General features: G+C 70.2%; 19 protein-coding genes. 8 read left to right on the forward strand and 11 right to left on the reverse strand.

The genetic code is table 11. From position 1 onward, the window contains the following. Positions 1-50 precede the first annotated feature (50 nt). The 3 genes from folB to ACFWU3_RS25000 all read left to right on the forward strand — a co-directional run bounded on the left by folB (position 51) and on the right by ACFWU3_RS25000 (position 1,574). Entirely contained in the window at positions 51-410 is a 360-nt protein-coding gene (folB, locus tag ACFWU3_RS24990) for a dihydroneopterin aldolase (RefSeq protein ID WP_384441703.1), read from the forward strand. Then, entirely contained in the window at positions 407-1,021 is a 615-nt protein-coding gene (folK, locus tag ACFWU3_RS24995) for a 2-amino-4-hydroxy-6-hydroxymethyldihydropteridine diphosphokinase (protein WP_384441706.1), read from the forward strand. The genes folB and folK overlap by 4 nt, the downstream gene beginning before the upstream one ends. A gap of 76 nt (positions 1,022-1,097) precedes the next feature. Beyond that, positions 1,098-1,574 carry a DUF3180 domain-containing protein gene (locus ACFWU3_RS25000; RefSeq protein ID WP_384441709.1) on the forward strand — a complete coding sequence of 159 codons (477 nt, stop codon included), beginning with the start codon at positions 1,098-1,100 and terminating at the stop codon, positions 1,572-1,574. Positions 1,575-1,843: 269 nt separating this feature from the next. On the opposite strand, the gene folE is transcribed toward ACFWU3_RS25000, so the two are convergent. The 6 genes from folE to dacB all read right to left on the reverse strand — a co-directional run bounded on the left by folE (position 1,844) and on the right by dacB (position 9,257). Next, positions 1,844-2,449 (reverse strand): GTP cyclohydrolase I FolE, encoded by a 606-nt coding sequence (folE, locus tag ACFWU3_RS25005; protein WP_384441712.1) that lies wholly within the window; start codon positions 2,447-2,449, stop codon positions 1,844-1,846. A gap of 107 nt (positions 2,450-2,556) precedes the next feature. Continuing rightward, positions 2,557-4,575 carry an ATP-dependent zinc metalloprotease FtsH gene (gene ftsH, locus ACFWU3_RS25010; protein WP_384441715.1) on the reverse strand — a complete coding sequence of 673 codons (2,019 nt, stop codon included), beginning with the start codon at positions 4,573-4,575 and terminating at the stop codon, positions 2,557-2,559. A 187-nt stretch (positions 4,576-4,762) separates the two neighbouring features. Further along, a complete protein-coding gene (hpt, locus tag ACFWU3_RS25015) occupies positions 4,763-5,317 on the reverse strand; it encodes a hypoxanthine phosphoribosyltransferase (RefSeq protein ID WP_384441718.1) in 555 nt (184 codons plus the stop codon). 74 nt (positions 5,318-5,391) lie between these two features. Further along, positions 5,392-6,483 carry a tRNA lysidine(34) synthetase TilS gene (gene tilS / locus ACFWU3_RS25020; RefSeq protein ID WP_384441721.1) on the reverse strand — a complete coding sequence of 364 codons (1,092 nt, stop codon included), beginning with the start codon at positions 6,481-6,483 and terminating at the stop codon, positions 5,392-5,394. Between the two features lie 175 nt (positions 6,484-6,658). Then, positions 6,659-7,786 carry a zinc-dependent metalloprotease gene (locus tag ACFWU3_RS25025; protein WP_384441724.1) on the reverse strand — a complete coding sequence of 376 codons (1,128 nt, stop codon included), beginning with the start codon at positions 7,784-7,786 and terminating at the stop codon, positions 6,659-6,661. A 67-nt stretch (positions 7,787-7,853) separates the two neighbouring features. Continuing rightward, positions 7,854-9,257 (reverse strand): D-alanyl-D-alanine carboxypeptidase/D-alanyl-D-alanine-endopeptidase, encoded by a 1,404-nt coding sequence (gene dacB / locus ACFWU3_RS25030; RefSeq protein ID WP_384441727.1) that lies wholly within the window; start codon positions 9,255-9,257, stop codon positions 7,854-7,856. 86 nt (positions 9,258-9,343) lie between these two features. On the opposite strand from dacB, the gene ACFWU3_RS25035 reads away from it, so the two are divergent. Both ACFWU3_RS25035 and ACFWU3_RS25040 read left to right on the forward strand, forming a co-directional pair. Then, on the forward strand, positions 9,344-9,838 hold the full coding sequence (locus ACFWU3_RS25035) for an inorganic diphosphatase (protein ID WP_108151010.1): 495 nt from the start codon (positions 9,344-9,346) through the stop codon (positions 9,836-9,838). Positions 9,839-10,010: 172 nt separating this feature from the next. Continuing rightward, the gene (locus tag ACFWU3_RS25040) at positions 10,011-11,666 is read left to right on the forward strand and encodes a threonine/serine exporter ThrE family protein (RefSeq protein ID WP_384441730.1); all 1,656 of its coding nucleotides are present in this window, start codon (positions 10,011-10,013) and stop codon (positions 11,664-11,666) included. A 139-nt stretch (positions 11,667-11,805) separates the two neighbouring features. Here ACFWU3_RS25040 and ACFWU3_RS25045 read toward each other — a convergent pair whose 3' ends face one another. After that, positions 11,806-12,495, reverse strand: coding sequence for a VTT domain-containing protein (locus tag ACFWU3_RS25045; protein ID WP_313944963.1), 690 nt, complete (start codon positions 12,493-12,495; stop codon positions 11,806-11,808). A 179-nt stretch (positions 12,496-12,674) separates the two neighbouring features. Between ACFWU3_RS25045 and ACFWU3_RS25050 the strand changes: the two genes are divergently transcribed. Further along, the gene (locus ACFWU3_RS25050; RefSeq protein ID WP_384441733.1) at positions 12,675-13,040 is read left to right on the forward strand and encodes a YbjQ family protein; all 366 of its coding nucleotides are present in this window, start codon (positions 12,675-12,677) and stop codon (positions 13,038-13,040) included. Between the two features lie 279 nt (positions 13,041-13,319). Next, a complete protein-coding gene (locus ACFWU3_RS25055) occupies positions 13,320-14,741 on the forward strand; it encodes a glutamate decarboxylase (protein ID WP_384441736.1) in 1,422 nt (473 codons plus the stop codon). A 26-nt stretch (positions 14,742-14,767) separates the two neighbouring features. Here the strand turns inward: ACFWU3_RS25055 and ACFWU3_RS25060 are convergent, their stop codons facing one another. The 3 genes from ACFWU3_RS25060 to ACFWU3_RS25070 form a co-directional block, all read right to left on the reverse strand. After that, positions 14,768-15,541, reverse strand: coding sequence for an ABC transporter permease (locus ACFWU3_RS25060; protein ID WP_384441738.1), 774 nt, complete (start codon positions 15,539-15,541; stop codon positions 14,768-14,770). Further along, positions 15,538-16,467, reverse strand: coding sequence for an ATP-binding cassette domain-containing protein (locus tag ACFWU3_RS25065; protein WP_384441741.1), 930 nt, complete (start codon positions 16,465-16,467; stop codon positions 15,538-15,540). The genes ACFWU3_RS25060 and ACFWU3_RS25065 overlap by 4 nt, the downstream gene beginning before the upstream one ends. A gap of 118 nt (positions 16,468-16,585) precedes the next feature. After that, a complete protein-coding gene (locus ACFWU3_RS25070; RefSeq protein ID WP_327681733.1) occupies positions 16,586-17,227 on the reverse strand; it encodes a PadR family transcriptional regulator in 642 nt (213 codons plus the stop codon). 44 nt (positions 17,228-17,271) lie between these two features. On the opposite strand from ACFWU3_RS25070, the gene ACFWU3_RS25075 reads away from it, so the two are divergent. Continuing rightward, a complete protein-coding gene (locus ACFWU3_RS25075) occupies positions 17,272-17,973 on the forward strand; it encodes a bleomycin resistance protein (RefSeq protein WP_384441744.1) in 702 nt (233 codons plus the stop codon). Positions 17,974-18,177: 204 nt separating this feature from the next. On the opposite strand, the gene ACFWU3_RS25080 is transcribed toward ACFWU3_RS25075, so the two are convergent. Beyond that, complete coding sequence (locus ACFWU3_RS25080; RefSeq protein WP_384441747.1) at positions 18,178-18,726, reverse strand: DinB family protein; 549 nt, start codon at positions 18,724-18,726, stop codon at positions 18,178-18,180. Positions 18,727-18,863: the final 137 nt, after the last annotated feature.

The following is an 18,863-nucleotide window of genomic DNA, read 5'->3' on the forward strand; positions in this document are numbered from 1 at the left end:
GCGGCGCCGGTGCCCGCATCCGCCAAGTACAGGAAGCAGGAGTGATTCGCGTGGATCGTGTCGCGCTGCGCGGCCTCAAGGCCCGCGGGCACCATGGCGTCTTCCCCCGGGAGCGCGAGGAAGGCCAGACCTTCATCGTGGACCTGGTGCTCGGCCTCGACACCCGGCCCGCGGCGCAGGCCGACGACCTGGCGAAGACCGTGCACTACGGCGTGGTGGCGGAGGAGGTCGTCGCGGTCGTCGAGGGAGACCCGGTCGACCTGATCGAGACGCTGGCGGAGCGCATCGCCCAGCAGTGCCTCAAGCACGACGGTGTCGAGGAGGTCGAGGTGGTCGTGCACAAGCCGGACGCCCCGATCACCGTGCCGTTCGACGACGTGACCATCACGATCACCCGGAGCCGAGTATGACCGCGTTCTTCCCGCACGGGACGCAGAGCGACCCGACCGTGCAGCCGGTGCCCGCCTCCGTCGTGGAGCAGGTCGACGCGGCGGACGTCACCCTGTCCAACCCCAAACGTGCCGTGATCTCCATCGGGTCCAACCTGGGGAACCGGCTGGAGACGCTCCAGGGCGCGATCGACGCCCTGGAGGACACGCCGGGCCTGCGGGTCAAGGCCGTGTCCCCGGTGTACGAGACGGAGCCGTGGGGTGTGGACCCCGGCTCGCAGCCCGCGTACTTCAACGCCGTGATCCTCGTGAAGACCACCCTCCCGCCGTCCTCGCTGCTGGAGCGCGGCCAGGCCATCGAGGAGGCCTTCGACCGGGTACGGGAGGAGCGCTGGGGTCCGCGGACGATCGACGTCGACATCGTGGCGTACGCGGACGTGGTCTCCGACGACCCGGTGCTCACCCTGCCGCACCCGCGGGCGCATCAGCGCGCCTTCGTCCTCGTGCCGTGGCACGACGTGGAGCCGCAGGCCCAGCTGCCCGGCCACGGGCCTGTCGCGGAGCTCGTGGACGGCATCGGCCAGGACGGTGTGCTTCCCCGCGCCGACCTGGAACTCCGTCTGCCCGAGTAGTCGTTAGGCTCTGCGGAGCGGTGCACGGTGTGATGCGACAGGCGCGATGCAGCAGGACGGAAGGGCGGCTCACTCGGTGAAGCAACTACGGCTCGGTGTACTGGCCGGTCTCTTCGCCGCGGCCGGAGTGCTGTCCTGGGGCGCCGCCCGCCTGTGGGAGTCGTTCGGCACCCTGCCGAGTGTCCCGCTGGCCGCACCCATCGTGCTGGCGGTGATCGCGGTCGTCCTGACCGCCACCGCCCTCTCCCTGCGGGCCCGCCTCCGCGCCCAGCGCGAGCGCCGGCCCGGCGCGAAAGGCGTCGAGCCGCTGATGGCGGCCCGTGCGGTGGTCTTCGGCCAGGCGAGCGCGCTGGTGGCGGCGCTGGTGAGCGGGATGTACGGCGGCACGGGAGTGTTCCTGCTGAGCTCCCTGGACATCCCCGCGCGCCGCGACCAGGCGGTCTACGCGGGCTTCTCGGTCGTCGCGGGCATCGCGGTGATCGCGGCGGCGTTCTTCCTGGAGCGGGTCTGCAAGCTCCCCGAGGACGACGACGAGGACCCGGCCCCGGCGTAGGCCGTCGGCGGCGAGGTGCCGCCGCATCTTGTCCGGTGAGGGGCGCTTGGGCCGCGCCGGGGTGCTCGCGGGCGCGGCACCCTGTCCGGTGACGGGTCCGGGAGCCCACCGGGCTCGACGCCTCGGGGCCGGCGCCGTAAAAGCACGTGCCTTGATCACCCGGGACCTGCCGCCGATGCCCTGCGGGGCCGACCCTGCAAGCCTTCACCCGAGCCGGGGCAGGAGCCCGCGCGCCGGGGCCGAGGGACCAGCCCGGCGCGGGCGGACTGTCAGCGCGCCATGATCAGGCTCATCGCCTCGTTGCGCGTCGCCGGGTGTCGCAGCTGCCCCCGCACCGCGGACGTGATCGTCTTCGCGCCCGGCTTCCGGACCCCGCGCATCGTCATGCACATGTGCTCGCACTCCACGACCACGATCACACCGCGCGGCTCCAGGATCTCCATCAGCGAGTCGGCGATCTGTGTCGTCAGCCGCTCCTGCACCTGCGGCCGGCGCGCGAAGACGTCGACGAGGCGGGCGATCTTCGACAGACCGGTGATCTTGCCGTCGACGGACGGGATGTAGCCGACATGGGCGACTCCCACGAAGGGCACCAGATGGTGCTCGCAGGAGCTCATCACCTCGATGTCCTTCACCAGGACCATCTCGTCGTGACCGAGGTCGAACGTCGTCGTCAGCACGTCCTCGGGCTGCTGCCACAGTCCCGCGAATATCTCCCGGTACGCCCGCGCCACGCGCGTCGGCGTCTCCCGCAGGCCCTCACGGTCCGGGTCCTCGCCGACCGCGATGAGCAGTTCCCGTACGGCGTTCTCCGCGCGCTTCTCGTCGAATTCGCCGATCGAGCCCTCGCCGTCCAGCGTCACCGGGTCGGTCATCTGTGCCTCGTTCCTCTTGCTCTGGCCTGCGGTCATACGAATGCCGCGCCCCCAGGCTAGAACCTGGTGGGCGCGGCATCCATTCCGGGCTTGGTACCCCGGGCGGGTCAGCTCTCCGGGCGCTCCTCCGGGACCGCCTCCACGGAGGAGGTGTCCGTCGGGACGGCGCCGTTGGCACCGACCGCGCCGTTGGTCAGCGCCAGCTCCTTCGGCGAGAGCACCGGCGGCCGCGTGGACGGCGTGCGGCGGGTGGAACCCGTCCACGCCGGACGGGCCGGGCGCCTCACGATCGGGGCGAAGATCTCGGCGATCTGCTCCTTGCCGAGGGTCTCCTTCTCCAGCAGCTGGAGCACCAGGTTGTCGAGGACGTCGCGATTCTCGACGAGGATCTCCCACGCTTCGTTGTGGGCGGTCTCGATGAGCTTCTTGACCTCTTCGTCGACCAGGGCCGCGACCTCTTCCGAGTAGTCGCGCTGGTGACCCATCTCACGGCCCAGGAACGGCTCGGAGTTGTCGCCACCGAACTTGATCGCGCCGAGACGCTCGGTCATGCCGTACTGCGTGACCATGGCGCGAGCCGTGGCCGTGGCCTTCTCGATGTCGTTCGCCGCGCCCGTGGTCGGGTCGTGGAAGACGAGCTCCTCGGCCGCGCGCCCACCCAGCATGTATGCCAGCTGGTCGAGCATTTCGTTGCGCGTGGTCGAGTACTTGTCCTCGTCCGGCAGGACCATCGTGTAGCCCAGGGCTCTGCCGCGGGACAGGATGGTGATCTTGTGGACCGGGTCGGAGTTCGGTGAAGCCGCCGCGACCAGGGCGTGTCCGCCCTCGTGGTACGCGGTGATCTTCTTCTCCTTGTCCGACATGATCCGGGTCCGCTTCTGCGGGCCCGCGACCACACGGTCGATCGCCTCGTCCAGCGCGTTGTTGTCGACGAGCTTCTTGTTGCTGCGCGCCGTGAGGAGCGCCGCTTCGTTCAGCACGTTGGACAGGTCCGCGCCGGTGAAGCCCGGCGTACGACGGGCGACAGCACCCAGGTCGACGTCCGGAGCGACCGGCTTGCCCTTCTGGTGAACCTTGAGGATCTCCAGACGGCCCTGCATGTCGGGACGGTCGACCGCGATCTGCCGGTCGAACCGGCCCGGACGCAGCAGCGCCGGGTCGAGGATGTCCGGCCGGTTGGTGGCGGCGATCAGGATGACGCCGCCCTTCACGTCGAAGCCGTCCATCTCGACGAGCAGCTGGTTGAGCGTCTGCTCGCGCTCGTCGTGGCCACCGCCGAGACCCGCACCGCGGTGCCGGCCGACGGCGTCGATCTCGTCGACGAAGACGATCGCCGGAGCGTTCGCCTTGGCCTGCTCGAAGAGGTCACGGACTCGGGAGGCACCGACACCGACGAACATCTCGACGAAGTCGGAACCGGAGATCGAGTAGAACGGGACGCCCGCCTCGCCCGCGACAGCGCGAGCGAGCAGCGTCTTGCCCGTACCGGGCGGGCCGTAGAGCAGCACACCCTTCGGGATCTTGGCGCCGACGGCCTGGAACTTGGCCGGCTCCTGCAGGAACTCCTTGATCTCGTGGAGTTCCTCGACGGCTTCGTCGGACCCCGCCACATCGGCGAAGGTCGTCTTCGGAGTGTCCTTGGTGATCAGCTTGGCCTTGGACTTCCCGAAGTTCATGACTCGGGAGCCGCCGCCCTGCATCTGATTCATCAGGAACAGGAAGACCACGACGATGAGGACGAAGGGCAGCAGCGAGAGCAGCACCGAGACGAACGGGCTCTGCTTCGACGGCGAGACGGTGTAACCCTTCTCGATGTCACCGGCCTCGAACTTCGTCTGCAGCGTCTGCGCCAGATCGGCACCCTGGGTGCCGATGTAGCTCGCCTGGATCTTGTCGCTGCCCTTGACCTTCTGGCCGTCCTTCAGATCGACCTTGATGATCTGTTCGTCGCCAGTGGTCAGCTTGACCTGGTCGACCTGGTTCTTGTCGATCGCCTGGACGACCTCGCCGGTGTCCACCGTCTTGTAGCCGCCGGACGAGCCGACGACCTGCATCAACACGACCACGGCGAGGACGGCCAGCACGATCCACATGACCGGCCCACGGAAGTATCGCTTCACGTCCATCCATACGGAGCGAATTCGCTCCGTCCCTCCTGCCCGTAGTGAATGCTGCTGTGAGATTGCTCTGTATTTAAAGCTAACTGTTCTTCGGACGGTACCCCAGCATCGTCACCGTGACCGCACGGTACGGCTGACACACCCGCCCTCCCATGCTCCAACGGCGGGAAGGGGGCAAGGGTTCCCGGTGGCGTCAGCCGCCGTAGACGTGCGGTGCGAGCGTGCCGACGAACGGCACGTTGCGGTACTTCTCCGCGTAGTCCAGCCCGTACCCGACGACGAACTCGTTCGGGATGTCGAAACCGATCCACTTCACGTCGATCGCGACCTTTGCGGCATCCGGCTTACGCAGCAGCGTGCAGACCTCGAGAGAGGCCGGCTCGCGCGATCCGAGGTTCGAGAGCAGCCACGAGAGCGTGAGGCCGGAGTCGATGATGTCCTCGACGATCAGGACGTGCTTGCCCTTGATGTCGGTGTCCAGGTCCTTGAGGATCCGGACGACGCCCGATGACTGGGTGCCCGCGCCGTACGACGACACCGCCATCCAGTCCATGGTGACGGGCGTGGACAGCGCGCGCGCCAGATCCGCCATCACCATCACCGCGCCCTTGAGCACACCGACGAGGAGCAGATCCTTGCCCGCGTACTCCGCGTCGATCTTCGCGGCGAGCTCCGTCAGCTTCGCGTCGATCTCTTCCTTGGTGATGAGCACCGACTGAAGGTCGGTGCCCAAGTCCTTCTCGTTCACGCGGTCGCTTTCTGTCTGCCGGGGTCCCGGGGTCTCCCCCGGGGTGACACAGCCGTGATGCTTGCGCCGCTGCGTCAGCCTTGCCGAATGACCAGTCTGCCACCCTGCCGTCGCGCCTCGACGCGGCCGGGCAGATTGATGGCCCCCTGGCCGCGCCAGCCGGTGATCAGCCGGTCGACCTCTTCGACGTGACGGGCGAACAGCGAACCGGCCGGGGCGCCGGCCTCGATCACGGCCCGGCGCAGCACCCGGCGGCGCACGGCGGGCGGCAGGGCGTAGAGCTTGGCGCACTCCAGCCGGCCCGAGTCGTCACGGACGGAGGCGTCCGCGTCGGCGGCCCAGGTGTCGAGGGCGTCGGCATCGTCGCGGGAGAGCTGCGCGGTACGGGCCAGGGCCTCGACGACACCCTTGCCGAGCGCCTTCTCCAGGGCGGGCAGGCCCTCGTGGCGCAGCCGGGAGCGGGTGTACGCCGGATCGGCGTTGTGCGGGTCGTCCCAGACGGGCAGCGACTGGGCCATGCAGGCCTTGCGGGCGGTCTGCCGGTCGAGCTGGAGGAAGGGTCTGCGGTAACGCCCGGCCGCCCCCGAGACGGCCGCCATTCCGGACAGCGAGCGGGTCCCGGAACCGCGTGCCAGGCCCAGCAGGACGGTTTCGGCCTGGTCGTCACGCGTGTGGCCGAGGAGCACTGCGGCGGCGCCGTGGCGTTCGGCCGCGTCGTCCAGCGCCGCGTACCGCGCGTCGCGGGCCGCGGCCTCGGGTCCGCCTTCGCGGCCGACGCGGACGGTGATGGACTCGACGGGGTCGAGACCCAGCGAGCCGAGGCGGGCGGCGACTTCGGCCGCGCGGAGGTCTGAGCCGTCCTGGAGGCCGTGGTCGACGGTGACGCCACCGGCCCGGACGGAGAGTTTGCGTGCCTCGAAGGCGAGCGCGGAGGCGAGCGCCATGGAGTCGGCGCCGCCGGAGCAGGCCACGAGCACGAGGGGCTCGTCGGCGGGCAGAGCGGACCGGCCGGGCAGGTGGGACCCGGAGGGTGCGGCGGCCGCATGGCTCAGGGTGCGCTCGAGCCGGGGGGAGTGTTCGTTTGTCTCGGTGTGCTCGGTGAGTACGTCGTGGAGTACGCGGCGGACCGCCAGGCGTATCGCCGCGACCGCAGGATGGGGACCCATGTCCGGTGCCCTTCGTGGAATTGGGGGGGTGCCTCGGTCGGAGTCGGGAGGAGGTTCAGTCACTCAGAGTGCGTCGATGGTGACAGAACCGAGCCGTTCTCCGAGCATTGCACGCCTGCCAACGGCCCACGGTCCCTCGGATGGGTGATTACCAGGGCGTGCGGCTGCCTCCGGTTCAGGACTCTGCTTTACGGTGCACCCTCGCGACCCAGTCCGCCGGTTTGGCGATCTCCGCCTTGGTCGGGAGAGTGTTCGGGGACGTCCAGACGCGGTTGAAGCCGTCCATACCGACTTCCTCCACGACAGCCCGGACGAAACGCTCACCGTCGCGGTACTGGCGCAGCTTGGCGTCGAGTCCGAGAAGTTTGCGCAGCGCCTGGTCCAGCCGGCTCGCGCCACGCGCCCTGCGCTGCTGGAACTTCTCCCTGATCTCCGCCACGGAGGGCACGACGTCGGGACCCACGCCGTCCATCACGAAGTCGGCGTGCCCCTCCAGAAGGGACATCACGGCGGTCAGCCGGCCGAGGATCTCCCGCTGGGCCGGGGTCTGCACCAACTCGACGATCGAGCGGCCCTCGTCCTCCTCGCCCTCGGGACGGGCGCCGGACAGCGACTGGGCCGCCTCCCGCAGACGCTCCAGGACGGTCATCGGGTCGACCTCGGTCTCCCCGAGAAATGACTGGATCTCGCCCTCGAGGTGGTCGCGCAGCCACGGCACGCCGGTGAACTGCGTGCGGTGCGTTTCCTCGTGGAGACAGACCCAGAGCCGGAAGTCGTGCGGATCGACCTCCAGCTCGCGCTCCACATGCACGATGTTCGGCGCGACCAGCAGGAGGCGTCCGCCGCCGTTGGACCCCGCGGGCAGCTCACGGGTGGCGGGGGCGAAGGTCTCGTACTGACCGAGGACCCGGGAAGCCAGGAAGGAGAGCAGCATGCCCAGCTCGACGCCGGTGACCTTGCCGCCGACCGCGCCCAGGACCGCACCGCCGGGGCCGCCGGGGCGGCGCTCCTGCATCTTCTCCAGCAGGGGCTTGAGCAGTTCGCGGAAGCCCGCGACGTTCGCCCGCACCCAGCCGGCCCGGTCCACGACCAGGACCGGGGTGTCCTCGGGCTGATGGCTTTCGGGGATCATTCGCGTGAAGCCGCGCACATGCTCTTCCGAGGCCTTGGCATGCCGTCGCAGCTCGGCGACGACGGCCCGCGCCTCCTCCCGGGTCACTTCGGGCCCGGGCCGCACGAAGCGGGTCGCGGTCGCCACGGCGAGGTTCCAGTCGACCATCTCGGCACCACCGATGCTCGTCATGCGTCAACCGTACGTGGTGGGCCCGCGGGACGGTGAGGTGTCGGGAGACGCCGGTCGGCCACGGGCCTCACGTGGCGAGTGCCGCCGCGAGCCGGTCCAGGGCGGGTTGGGCGGATTCCCGGCTGGGTGTGCCGCCCGCCATGAAGGCGAAGGCGAGGAGTCGTCCGTCCGGGGCGACGACCGTTCCCGCCAGGGAGTTCACCTGGCTCAGGGTGCCGGTCTTGGCGCGGATGAGGCCGGTGCCCGGCGAGGTGGCGCCGTAGCGGCCCGACAGGGTTCCGGTGAAGCCGGCGACGGGGAGGCCCGTGAGCACCGGGCGCAGTCCGGGACGGTCCGGGTCGGCCGCGAGGGCCAGCAGGGCGGTGAGCTGCCCCGCGGAGAGCCGGTCGGCGCGGTTCAGCCCGCTGCCGTCGGCGAAGCGGGCGCCCGCCAACGGCAGCTTCAGCTTCTTGAGTTGCGCGGTCACGGCCCGCTCGGCGCCCGCGAAGCTCGCCGGTTGGCCGGTCGCCAGGGCGGTCTGACGGGCGACGGCCTCCGCGAGGTCGTTGTCGCTCTCGGTCAACAGCCGCTCGACGAGGGCGGAGAGGGGATCCGAGAGCACCTCGGCGACGGGCTTCGAACCCGCCGCGGGCCGCCCGGGCGCGGGCTCGGCCGCGACCGTGAGGCCGCGGTCCTTCAGCAACTGCGCGAAGGCGCGGGCCGCCTCGCGCGCGGGGTCCTCGAAGCGCTCGGAGTCCTTCGTGCTGCGCTCGTCGATCCGGCCCTCGTGGAGCATCAGCGGGGTGACCGGCGCGAGGTTGCCGTTCCTGCCGATGGGGTGGCGCACCGGGCCCTTGTAGAGCGAGACGTCGTAGGCGAGGCGCACCGCGGTGGTGCCGCGGGCCTTCAGCGCACGCGCCGTCCGCTCGGCGAGCGCGCCCAGGCGGGCCCGGTCCAGGCCGGCGTCCCCGCCGCCGACCAGAGTGAGCACCGTGCCGTCCTTGGAGGCGGTGACCGTGGTGGGGATGCGGTGATCGGGGCCGAGCGCGCTGAGGGCGGCGACGGAGGTGGCGATCTTGATCGTGGAGGCGGGGGTCATCGGGGTGGCGGCCCCCTTCCCGTACAGCGCACGGCCGGTGGCGAGGTCGACGACGGAGGCCGTCTGCACCGTGCCGAGCCCGGGGTCGCCGAGCAGCGGGAGGAGCTCCTTTGCGAGGTCGGCCGGAGCGGCCGCCGGCGCAGTGGCGGGAGCCGTCGCCGGGATGCCGAGCGCCGTGAGGACACCGGGTGCGCTGGGCGCCGGCTGCGGCCGTCCCGGCACCGGCCTGGGGTGATGTACGCCACCACCCTGGCTCCGGGCGGCCGCCCACTCCCTCTCGGCCTTACGCTGACCGGAGTCCCAGGGGCCGGCCGCGGCCACCGCCCCGGCAGCCAGGGCGAGCCCGACCACGGCCGCGCCCGCGGTGAGCTGCCATGTCCTGACCACTGGCACCTCGCACCAGCCCCTTTCGCGATCACACACGTGCGTGAGGGACACTTAACCACCAGACCTATGTGTTGATCATGGAGGAGCCACCCGTGGAGTTCGACGTCACCATCGAGATCCCGAAGGGGTCGAGGAACAAGTACGAGGTGGACCACGAGACCGGTCGTATCCGCCTTGACCGTCGACTCTTCACCTCGACCAGCTACCCGGCCGACTACGGGTTCGTGGAGAACACCCTCGGCGAGGACGGTGACCCGCTGGATGCCCTGGTCATCCTCGACGAGCCGACCTTCCCCGGCTGTCTCATCAAGTGCCGCGCGATCGGCATGTTCCGGATGACCGACGAGGCGGGCGGCGACGACAAGCTGCTGTGCGTCCCGGCCTCCGACCCGCGCGTCGAGCACCTTCGGGACATCCACCACGTCTCCGAGTTCGACCGCCTGGAGATCCAGCACTTCTTCGAGGTCTACAAGGACCTGGAGCCCGGCAAGTCCGTGGAGGGCGCGAACTGGGTCGGCCGCACCGAGGCCGAGGCCGAGATCGAGGCCTCCTACAAGCGCCTCGAGGCGCAGGGCGGCGCGCACTGATCATCCGGCGCGCATAACGCAGCCGACAGCGGTCAGAAGACGGCGGGCGGGACACCTCAGGGTGTCCCGCCCGCCGTGCGTGTGCCCGCGGGTCCCGCCCGCCGTGCGTGTGCCCGGGGGTCCGTGCACATACTGGGTGACAGGCCGGAACAAGAGGGAGCGAGGGCAGCACGTGGTGGCGGAGCCGGAGGGTCCGGAAGACCGGAAGCCTCAGTCCGACGAGGCGCACAGCGCCTTTGCCCCACCCACGGGAGTGGGCCAGCCCGATACGGCCGACGAGGATCCGACCACCACATCGGAATTCGCGGTTCCGGCCGGGTTCGCCCCGGAGGCTCCGGCCGAGCCGGAAGGTTCCGCTTTCGCTCCGCCGCGCACCTACAGGGCCCGGCACTCACCACCCGCCTTCACACCCGCGCAGGGCATCCCGATGGTCAGGCTGACCAAGGATCTCCCGTGGCAGGACCGCATGCGGGCCATGCTGAAGATCCCGGTGGGCGAGCGCCCGGTCCCGGACACGGTCCAGAAGCAGGACGACGCAGGCCCGGCCGTGCCGAGGGTGCTCGACCTGACGCTGCGTATCGGCGAGCTGCTGCTGGCGGGCGGCGAGGGCGCCGAGGACGTCGAGGCGGCGATGTTCGCCATCTCCCGTTCGTACGGTCTCGACCGCTGCGAGCCCACGGTCACCTTCACGCTGCTGTCGATCACCTATCAGCCCTCGCTGGTCGACGACCCCGTGACGGCGAACCGGACCGTACGCCGGCGGGGCACCGACTACACCCGACTCGCCGCCGTGTACCGGCTGATCCACGAGATCAGCTCGGAGGAGAGCGAGGTCTCCCTGGAGGAGGCGTACCGGACGCTCGCGGAGATCCGCAGGAACCGGCACCCCTTCCCCGGCTGGGCGCTGACGCTGTCCGGCGGACTGCTGGCCGGGGCGGCATCCGTGCTGGTCGGCGGCAATGTGCTGGTGTTCCTGGCCGCGGCGATCAGTGCCATGCTCGGCGACCGGCTGGCGTGGCTGTGCGCGGGCCGCGGGCTGCCGGAGTTCTACCAGTTCGTGGCGGCGGCCATGCCCCCGGCCGCGATGGGGGTCGCGCTGACCCTGTCACCGCTGGAGGTCCGGGCGTCCGCGGTGATCACCGGTGGACTGTTCGCCCTGATCCCGGGGCGGGCGCTGGTCGCCGGCGTCCAGGACGGCCTGACCGGCTTCTACATCACCGCCGCCGCCCGCCTCCTGGAGGTCGGCTACCTCGTCGTCGGCATCGTCGTCGGGGTGCTCAGCGTGCTCTACCTGGGGCTGGCGCTGGACGCGGCGCTCAACCCCGAGACGGCCATCCACAGCGTGGAGCGGCCGGTGATCCAGACGCTGGCCGCGATGGCGCTGTCGTTGTGCTTCGCCGTGATGCTCCAGCAGGAGCGCGACACCGTGCTGCTGGTCACGCTCAACGGCGGCGTCGCCTGGGTGGTCTACGGCGCGCTCGCGGACACCGCGAACGTCCCGCCGGTCGCCGCCACGGCCGCCGCGGCCGGGCTGGTGGGTCTCTTCGGGCAGGTGCTGTCGCGCTACCGCTTCGCCTCCGCGCTGCCGTACGTCACCGCCGCGATCGGGCCGCTGCTGCCCGGTAGCGCGACGTACTTCGGGCTGCTGGAGATCGCGCGGGGCGATCTGAACGCGGGCCTCGCCTCACTGTCCAAGGCGGCGGCGCTGGCGCTGGCCATCGCGATCGGGGTGAACCTCGGCGGCGAGGTCTCCCGGCTGTTCTTCCGGCTGCCGGGTGTCACGGCACCGTCGGAGCGCCGCGCGGCCAAGCGGACCCGCGGTTTCTAGTCCGTACGACGTGGGGTGCGCGGCCGGGTCCGTACGACGTGGGGTGCGCGGCCGGGTCCGTACGACGTGGGGTGCGCGGCCGGGTCCGTACGACGTGGGGTGCGCGGCCGGCCCACTCGGCCGGCCGCGCGTTCGGTGTTCAGCGCTTGGCGTGGCGGCCGCCGCGGGCCGGCGGGATGTCCGAGTCCGGCGCGGAGACCGCGGCCTTCTTGTTCTTGGAGCGGGCCCGCAGGAACTCGATCGCGATCGGCAGCACCGAGACGAGCACGATGAGGATCAGGATCGCCTCGATGTGCTGGTGCACGAACTCGACCTTGCCCAGCGCGGCACCGAGCAGCGTCACGCCCGCACCCCACAGGGTGCCGCCGATGATGTTGAAGGTGATGAACGAGCGGTAGTTCATCCGGCTCACACCGGCGATGATCGGCGTGAACGTCCGCACGATGGGCACGAAGCGCGCGAGGACCAGCGACTTGGGGCCGTACTTCTCGAAGAAGTCGTGCGCCTTCTCGACGTTCTCCTGCTTGAAGAGCTTGGAGTCCGGGCGCTTGAAGAGTGAGGGTCCGACCTTGCGGCCGAAGAGATAACCGACCTGGTCACCGATCACGGCCGCCAGCACGATGAGCAGACAGACCAGCCACAGCGGATAGTCGAGCTTGTTCGTCGTCACCAGCAGACCGGTGGTGAACAGCAGCGAGTCGCCGGGCAGGAAGAAGCCGATGAGCAGACCGGACTCGGCGAAGACGATGACCAGGACGCCGATGAGGCCGAAGGTCCCGATCAGATAGTCCGGGTCCAGCCAGCTCGGTCCGAGCGCAAGGGTAGTCACGAGGTCCGGGCTCCTGAGTAGGTAGGCGTCGATCGGCTATCGGCATGTCGCCCGCACAAAACTATCAACGCGTCGGGCAGGTTCCGCGTTCCGCCGGTGCGCTCAGGATGCACTGTGCCCCGGCTGGGACAAAGCTGTGCGTCATAGCTCCCGTCACCGGCTCGCGAAAGGTGGACAAGATGGGCATCGAGGACTACGGCGGCGGCCAGCGCCCGCACGCGGACGTCATCGTCGTCACCACGAACGACGTACCCGGGTACCAGGTACAGGAGATCATCGGCGAGGTCTTCGGCCTCACCGTGCGTTCGCGTCACCTCGGCAGCCAGATCGGCGCCGGCCTCAAGTCGATGATCGGCGGCGAGCTGAAGGGCCTCACCAAGACCCTCGTCGAGACCCGCAACCAGGCGATGGAGCGGCTGACCGAGCAGGCGCGGGCGCGCGGCGCCAACGCCGTGCTGATGTTCCGCTTCGACGTCTCGGAGGCGGCGGACGTGGGCACCGAGGTCTGCGCGTACGGCACGGCCGCGGTGATCGCGCGCCTGTGACGCACGGGGCAGGGGATGTCCGGGCCCGGGAACGACCGCCGGGTCCGGGAGCGCCGGGTCGGGGAGCACCCGGTCCGGGAGCGCCGGGTCCGGGAGCGCCGGGTCCGGGAGCGCCGGGTCGGGAGCGCCGATTGCCTCACCGCCGCGCCGGGGAACGCCCGCCGATCCCGCGGCTTGCGTCACGCATACGGACCGCCGTCTCACGTTGCGTGAGCGCGTGGCCCGTATGAGCCTGGAAACCGAGCGCACTGGGCGCGCGACACGAAGGGCGGCGAGCGCATGGCACTCCACAAGGGTGCGGACGAGTCCTCCGACAAGGGCGAGGAACACCGCAGGCTCTCGCTGAACCCCTTCTACGGGGCGGCCGACCCGGTCAGCGGCATGACGGTGGCCCCTCCCACGCACCGGCTGCCGGACGGGCCCGTGCCCTCCATGACGGCCTACCGCCTGGTCCACGACGAGCTGATGCTCGACGGCAACTCCCGGCTGAACCTCGCCACCTTCGTCACCACCTGGATGGAACCGCAGGCCGGTGTGCTGATGAGCGAGTGCCGGGACAAGAACATGATCGACAAGGACGAGTACCCGCGGACGGCCGAACTGGAGCGGCGCTGTGTGGCCATGCTCGCCGATCTGTGGAACGCACCGGATCCCGCCAGCACGGTGGGCTGTTCGACGACCGGGTCCAGCGAGGCGTGCATGCTCGCCGGCATGGCCCTCAAGCGCCGCTGGATGAAGCGGAACGCCGATCGCTATCCGGGGGCGCGTCCGAACCTGGTCATGGGCATCAACGTCCAGGTCTGCTGGGACAAGTTCTGCAACTTCTGGGAGATCGAACCGCGGCTGGTGCCGATGGAGGGCGATCGCTTCCATCTCGACCCGCAGGCCGCCGCCGATCTGTGCGACGAGAACACCATCGGTGTGGTGGCGGTCCTCGGCTCGACCTTCGACGGGTCCTACGAGCCGATCGCCGAGGTCTGCGCCGTCCTGGACGCGCTGCAGGAGCGCACGGGCCTGGACGTGCCGGTCCATGTCGACGGGGCGTCCGGCGCGATGGTCGCACCGTTCGTCGACGAGGACCTGGTGTGGGACTTCCGGCTGCCGCGGGTGTCCTCGATCAACACCTCGGGACACAAGTACGGCCTCGTCTACCCGGGCGTGGGCTGGGCGCTGTGGCGCTCGCCGGAACTGCTGCCCGAGGAGCTGGTGTTCCGGGTCAACTACCTGGGCGGCGACATGCCGACCTTCGCGCTCAACTTCTCCCGGCCCGGCGCCCAGGTAGTGGCGCAGTACTACACCTTCCTCAGACTCGGGCGGGAGGGATACCGGGAGGTGCAGCAGACGACCCGGGACGTGGCGCGCCTGCTGGCGAACCAGTTCGAGGCCATCGACGACTTCCGCCTCCTGACCCACGGTGACGAGCTGCCGGTGTTCGCCCTCACGACAGCGCCGGGCGTGAAGAACTTCGACGTCTTCGACGTGTCCCGCCGACTGCGCGAGCGCGGCTGGCTGGTGCCCGCGTACACCTTCCCGAAGAACCGTGAGGACCTGTCCGTCCTGCGCATCGTCTGCCGCAACGGCTTCTCGTCGGACCTCGGCGCACTGCTGATGGAGTCCGTGCACGACCTGCTGCCCGAACTGCGCCGCCAGTCGCATCCCATGGAGAGGGACACGACGGCGGAGACAGCCTTCCATCACTGACGTCCCTCACCGAGCCGCGGTCGGGGTCAGTGGCTGAGCCGGCGGAACCTCCGTACGGCCAGCGGGAAGAAGACCCCGACCAGCAGCACCGGCCACAGCATGGCGAGGAGTTGGGCGTGCTCGGCCGCCCAGCCGCCGTCCACCGGGATGCCGGACAGGTCGCGTACGGCCGTGGCCGTCGCGGACATGGGGTTCCACTGGACCGCCGCGCCCAGCCAGCCCGGCATCGATTCCGGTGCCGCGAACGCGTTGGAGAGGAAGCCGACCGGCCACACCAGGATCTGCACGGCCTGCACCATCTCGGGCTTTCCGGCGACCATCGCCAGGTGGATGCCGATCCACAGCATCGCGAAGCGCAGCAGCAGGAGCAGTCCCAGTGCCCCGAGGAACGCGACGAACGAGCCGTGCCAGCGCCAGCCGATGGCGTATCCGACGCCGGTCATCACCAGCAGGCTGAGCGCCGACTGGAGCATGTCCGCCGTACTGCGGCCGACCAGCACCGCCGAGTCGGCCATCGGCATCGAGCGGAACCGGTCGATCACCCCCTTGTTGAGGTCCTGGGTGACCGCGAGCATCGTCGCCTCGAGACCGAAGGCCATGGTCAGCGCGAGCATGCCGGGGACGAGGTAGTTGACGTAGGCGCCCTCGACGCCGCGGCCGCCGCCGATGAGATAGCCGAACATCAGCAGGAGCATCACCGGGAAGACCAGGCCGACGACGACCTGCACCGGTTGCCGCGCCCAGTGCGCGAGTTCGCGCCGGGTCATGGTCCAGGAGTCGGTGAGGGCATAGGTGCTCATGCCGAGGCCTCCTTCGTGAGATGCAGAAAGACCTCGTCGAGGGTGGGCCGGCGCAGTGCGACGTCCTCCGCGTCGATTCCGGCCGCCTCCAGCGCCCGTACGGTCTCGGTCAGTGCGGCCATCCGGTCGCTCACGGGGGCGCTGATCAGCCGCCGGTCCTCGTCCACGGTCGTCTCACCGGTCAGCAGCGGCGCCACCCGGGGCAGATCGGCCGCATCGCGCAGGACCACGTCGATGCGGTCGCCGCCGAGCTTGGCCTTCAGCTGGTCGGCCGTGCCGTCCGCGACGACCCGGCCGGCGTCGATGACCGAGATCCGGTCGGCCAGCTGGTCGGCCTCCTCCAGATACTGCGTGGTCAGCAGAACGGTCGTGCCGCCGCCGACCAGCGAGCGGACCGCGCTCCACACCTCGGCCCGGCCGCGGGGGTCGAGCCCGGTCGTCGGCTCGTCGAGGAACAGCACCTGCGGGTCCGTGATCAGCGAGGCGGCCAGGTCGAGCCGCCGACGCATACCGCCGCTGTACTGCTTGACCGCCTTGCGCCCGGTGTCGGCGAGCCCGAATCGCTCGAGCAGTTCGTCGGCCCGCGTGCCCGCTCTGCGCGCGCCCAGATGATGCAGCCGCCCGAACATCTCCAGGTTCTGCCGGCCACCGAGTTCCTCGTCGACCGCGGCGTGCTGACCGAGCAGTCCGATCCGCCGCCGGACGGCCGCCGCATCGGTCCGTACGTCGTGCCCCGCGACCCGCACGGTGCCCTCGTCGTGGCGCAGCAGGGTCGCCATGATGCGCACGGCGGTGGTCTTGCCCGCGCCGTTGGGCCCGAGCACGCCGTGCACCGTGCCGCCGGCCACCGTCAGGTCCAGTCCGTCCAGTGCCTTCTTCTCCCCGTACCGCTTGCGCGCGCCCTCGACGACGATCGCGTCCGTCATGCGTCTCCTCCAGCACCCTCAAGGCAAGTAGTCAAACTTGACTACAGAGGGGAAGGTATCCCCGGACCCGCGATTGGTCAAACTTGATTAGCCGACGAATCCTGTCGGCCCGAGCCCGTCAGCCCAGATCGCCCTCGTGCGGTTCGCCCGTCGCATACGGGTTCTCCTCACCCTCGGCGAGCACCCCGACGAAGGGCTCGCCCTCACCGGCGAAGGTGTACGCGCCGGCCTCGATCCGCCGGATCAGACCGCGGGTCCACTCGGCGCCGAAGTCGGCCGAGGCGACCCAGAGGTTCATGATCTCGCCGATGTGGCCGAGCGACTCGGGCCCCTCCTCCGGCGTGTAGTACTCGGTCACCGCCGAGCGCCACTCCTCCATGCCGCGCACCCGCTCCTCCAGCAGGGCCACGGCCTCCGCGCGCTCCAGGTCGACGATGAAGCCGACCGCGGCCGACAGGACGTCCATCTTCTGGTCGTACGAGGTCAGGGACTCCCGCAGCAGCTGAAGGAACTCCTCGGTGCCCTTCTCGGTGATCTCGTACTCGGTGCGCGGCGGACCGCCGGCCGTGGACGGCGCGATCTCATGGGCGTGCAACAGCCCTTGCTTCGCCATCTGCTTGAGCGCGTGATAGATCGAGCCGGGCTTGGCGTTGGACCACTCGTGCGCGCCCCAGTACTCCAGGTCGTTGCGGACCTGGTAGCCGTGCGCCCGCCCGTGCTGACGCACCGCACCGAGGACCAGCAGACGGATCGCTGACATCAGCCGGGACTCCCTTCTATTCAACTTTGACTAGACTACGCGGCATGACCGAGAAGACCATCCCGCTCCTCCCGTGCCGGACGATCCAGCCGGTGGTCGACTTCTACACCGCCCTGGGTTTCGAGACGACTTTCCTTCAGAAGAGCCCCTACGCCTACGCGGTCGTCGAGCGAGGGCCCGTCGAGCTCCAGTTCTTCGGCATGAAGGCGTACGACCCGAAGGAGTCCTACTCCGGCTGCTACATCCTCACCGACGACGTCGACACGCTGCACACGACGTTCCGCGCGGGCCTCAAGGCGGCGTACGGAAGGATCCCGCTGCGCGGGCTGCCACGCATCGGACCGCTCAAGGACATGTCGTACGGGGTGCGGCAGTTCCTGATGACCGACCCCGGCGGCAACTCCATCCGGGTCGGCCAGAAGACCGACGAGGACCAGAGCCATCGGCCGGCCCCCAAGGAGACGTTCGCCCGGGCCCTGCACATGGCGGACCTGTTCGCCGACTCCAAGGAGGATCTGCCGGGCGCGGCGAAGATCATCGACCGGGTGCTCGGGCTGGATGACGAACGGCCCACCCCGGTGCAGCTGTTGCGGCTGCTCGTCCTGCGCGGCGACATCGCCCTGCGGCTCGGGGACGAGGAGGCGGCGCGGTCGCTGCTGGAGCGGGCCGAGGCGGTGCGGCTCACCGACGAGGAGAGCGCATCGGCGCGCGACAGCCTGGAGCGACTGTCGGAGCTGCGGGCCTGACGGGGCGGGGCGCACCCGCACCTACGGACCTGACCGTCGAGGCCGTGGCCGAGCTGGGGCCCGATCGCTTGAGACTCGCGCGGAGCTGGGACCCTGACCCGGAGGCTCCGCGGAGCTGCGGGCCCTGCCCCGAGGCTCCCGCGGAGCTGCGGCCGGGCCTCGCCGTCCCGGCCGCAGCTCCGGCCCGCCTCCGCCCGCGTGCGCTCAGCCCCAGCTCTGGCCGCTCTCCAGCGCGACCAGGTCGAACGCGCCCTTGCCGTCCAGCGATTCGCGGATGATGTCCGCGTGGCCCGCGTGCCGGCCGATCTCCTCCACGAGGTGCACCAGCAGCCAGCGCATCGACACCCTTCCGTCCGTGGGGAACCAGGGCGCCTCGGGCAGCGGGAAGGTGTCGTCCAGGGTCGGGACCGACCGGATGAACTCCTCGGTCTCCTTGGCGACCGACTTCCAGAAGGCAAGTGTCCCGGGGATCGTCTCGCCGTCGACCAGGCGGAAGCTGTCGCCCCACGTCTCCTCGGTGCGCGCCTTCTCGTTGGGGCGCTCCTGCGCCATGCGCAGCCAGTTCAGCTCCATCTCGGCGACGTGCTTGAGCAGTCCGGAGAGCGTGAGCTCGCTGGCGCTCGGGCGGCTCGCGGCCTGCTCCTCCGTCAGCCCGAGGACCGACCGGCGGATCGCGCCGCGCTGTGCCTCGACGAAGGCGAGGAGCGCACCGCGCTCGTCGCCACGGGCCTCCGCGGGAACGTGAGTGACCATGGTGTCCGCCTTTCAGGCTGCTGCGAGGAGACCGGGGGCAACGCCTTCCGCCTCCTTCCGACACCAACGACACTACGGACCCTTGCGGACAGCTTCTGTCCTCAAGGGTCCGCGGTGGAGAAAAGTGCGTACCGGAT

It is taken from the genome of Streptomyces sp. NPDC058685 (assembly GCF_042714725.1).
Taxonomy (GTDB): domain Bacteria; phylum Actinomycetota; class Actinomycetes; order Streptomycetales; family Streptomycetaceae; genus Streptomyces.

Bases quoted from the DNA above. Each gene is read 5' to 3' on its own strand.
- ACFWU3_RS25065 (WP_384441741.1), bottom strand. From the start codon at position 16,467: ATGACGGACGCGATCGTCGTCGAGGGCGCGCGCAAGCGGTACGGGGAG.
- ACFWU3_RS25075 (WP_384441744.1), top strand. From the start codon at position 17,272: ATGACCGAGAAGACCATCCCGCTCCTCCCGTGCCGGACGATCCAGCCG.
- ACFWU3_RS25070 (WP_327681733.1), bottom strand. From the start codon at position 17,227: ATGTCAGCGATCCGTCTGCTGGTCCTCGGTGCGGTGCGTCAGCACGGG.
- folE (WP_384441712.1), bottom strand. From the start codon at position 2,449: ATGACCGACCCGGTGACGCTGGACGGCGAGGGCTCGATCGGCGAATTC.
- ACFWU3_RS25080 (WP_384441747.1), bottom strand. From the start codon at position 18,726: ATGGTCACTCACGTTCCCGCGGAGGCCCGTGGCGACGAGCGCGGTGCG.
- ACFWU3_RS25055 (WP_384441736.1), top strand. From the start codon at position 13,320: ATGGCACTCCACAAGGGTGCGGACGAGTCCTCCGACAAGGGCGAGGAA.
- ACFWU3_RS25025 (WP_384441724.1), bottom strand. From the start codon at position 7,786: ATGACGAGCATCGGTGGTGCCGAGATGGTCGACTGGAACCTCGCCGTG.
- ACFWU3_RS25050 (WP_384441733.1), top strand. From the start codon at position 12,675: ATGGGCATCGAGGACTACGGCGGCGGCCAGCGCCCGCACGCGGACGTC.
- folK (WP_384441706.1), top strand. From the start codon at position 407: ATGACCGCGTTCTTCCCGCACGGGACGCAGAGCGACCCGACCGTGCAG.
- tilS (WP_384441721.1), bottom strand. From the start codon at position 6,483: ATGGGTCCCCATCCTGCGGTCGCGGCGATACGCCTGGCGGTCCGCCGC.
- ftsH (WP_384441715.1), bottom strand. From the start codon at position 4,575: ATGGACGTGAAGCGATACTTCCGTGGGCCGGTCATGTGGATCGTGCTG.
- ACFWU3_RS25060 (WP_384441738.1), bottom strand. From the start codon at position 15,541: ATGAGCACCTATGCCCTCACCGACTCCTGGACCATGACCCGGCGCGAA.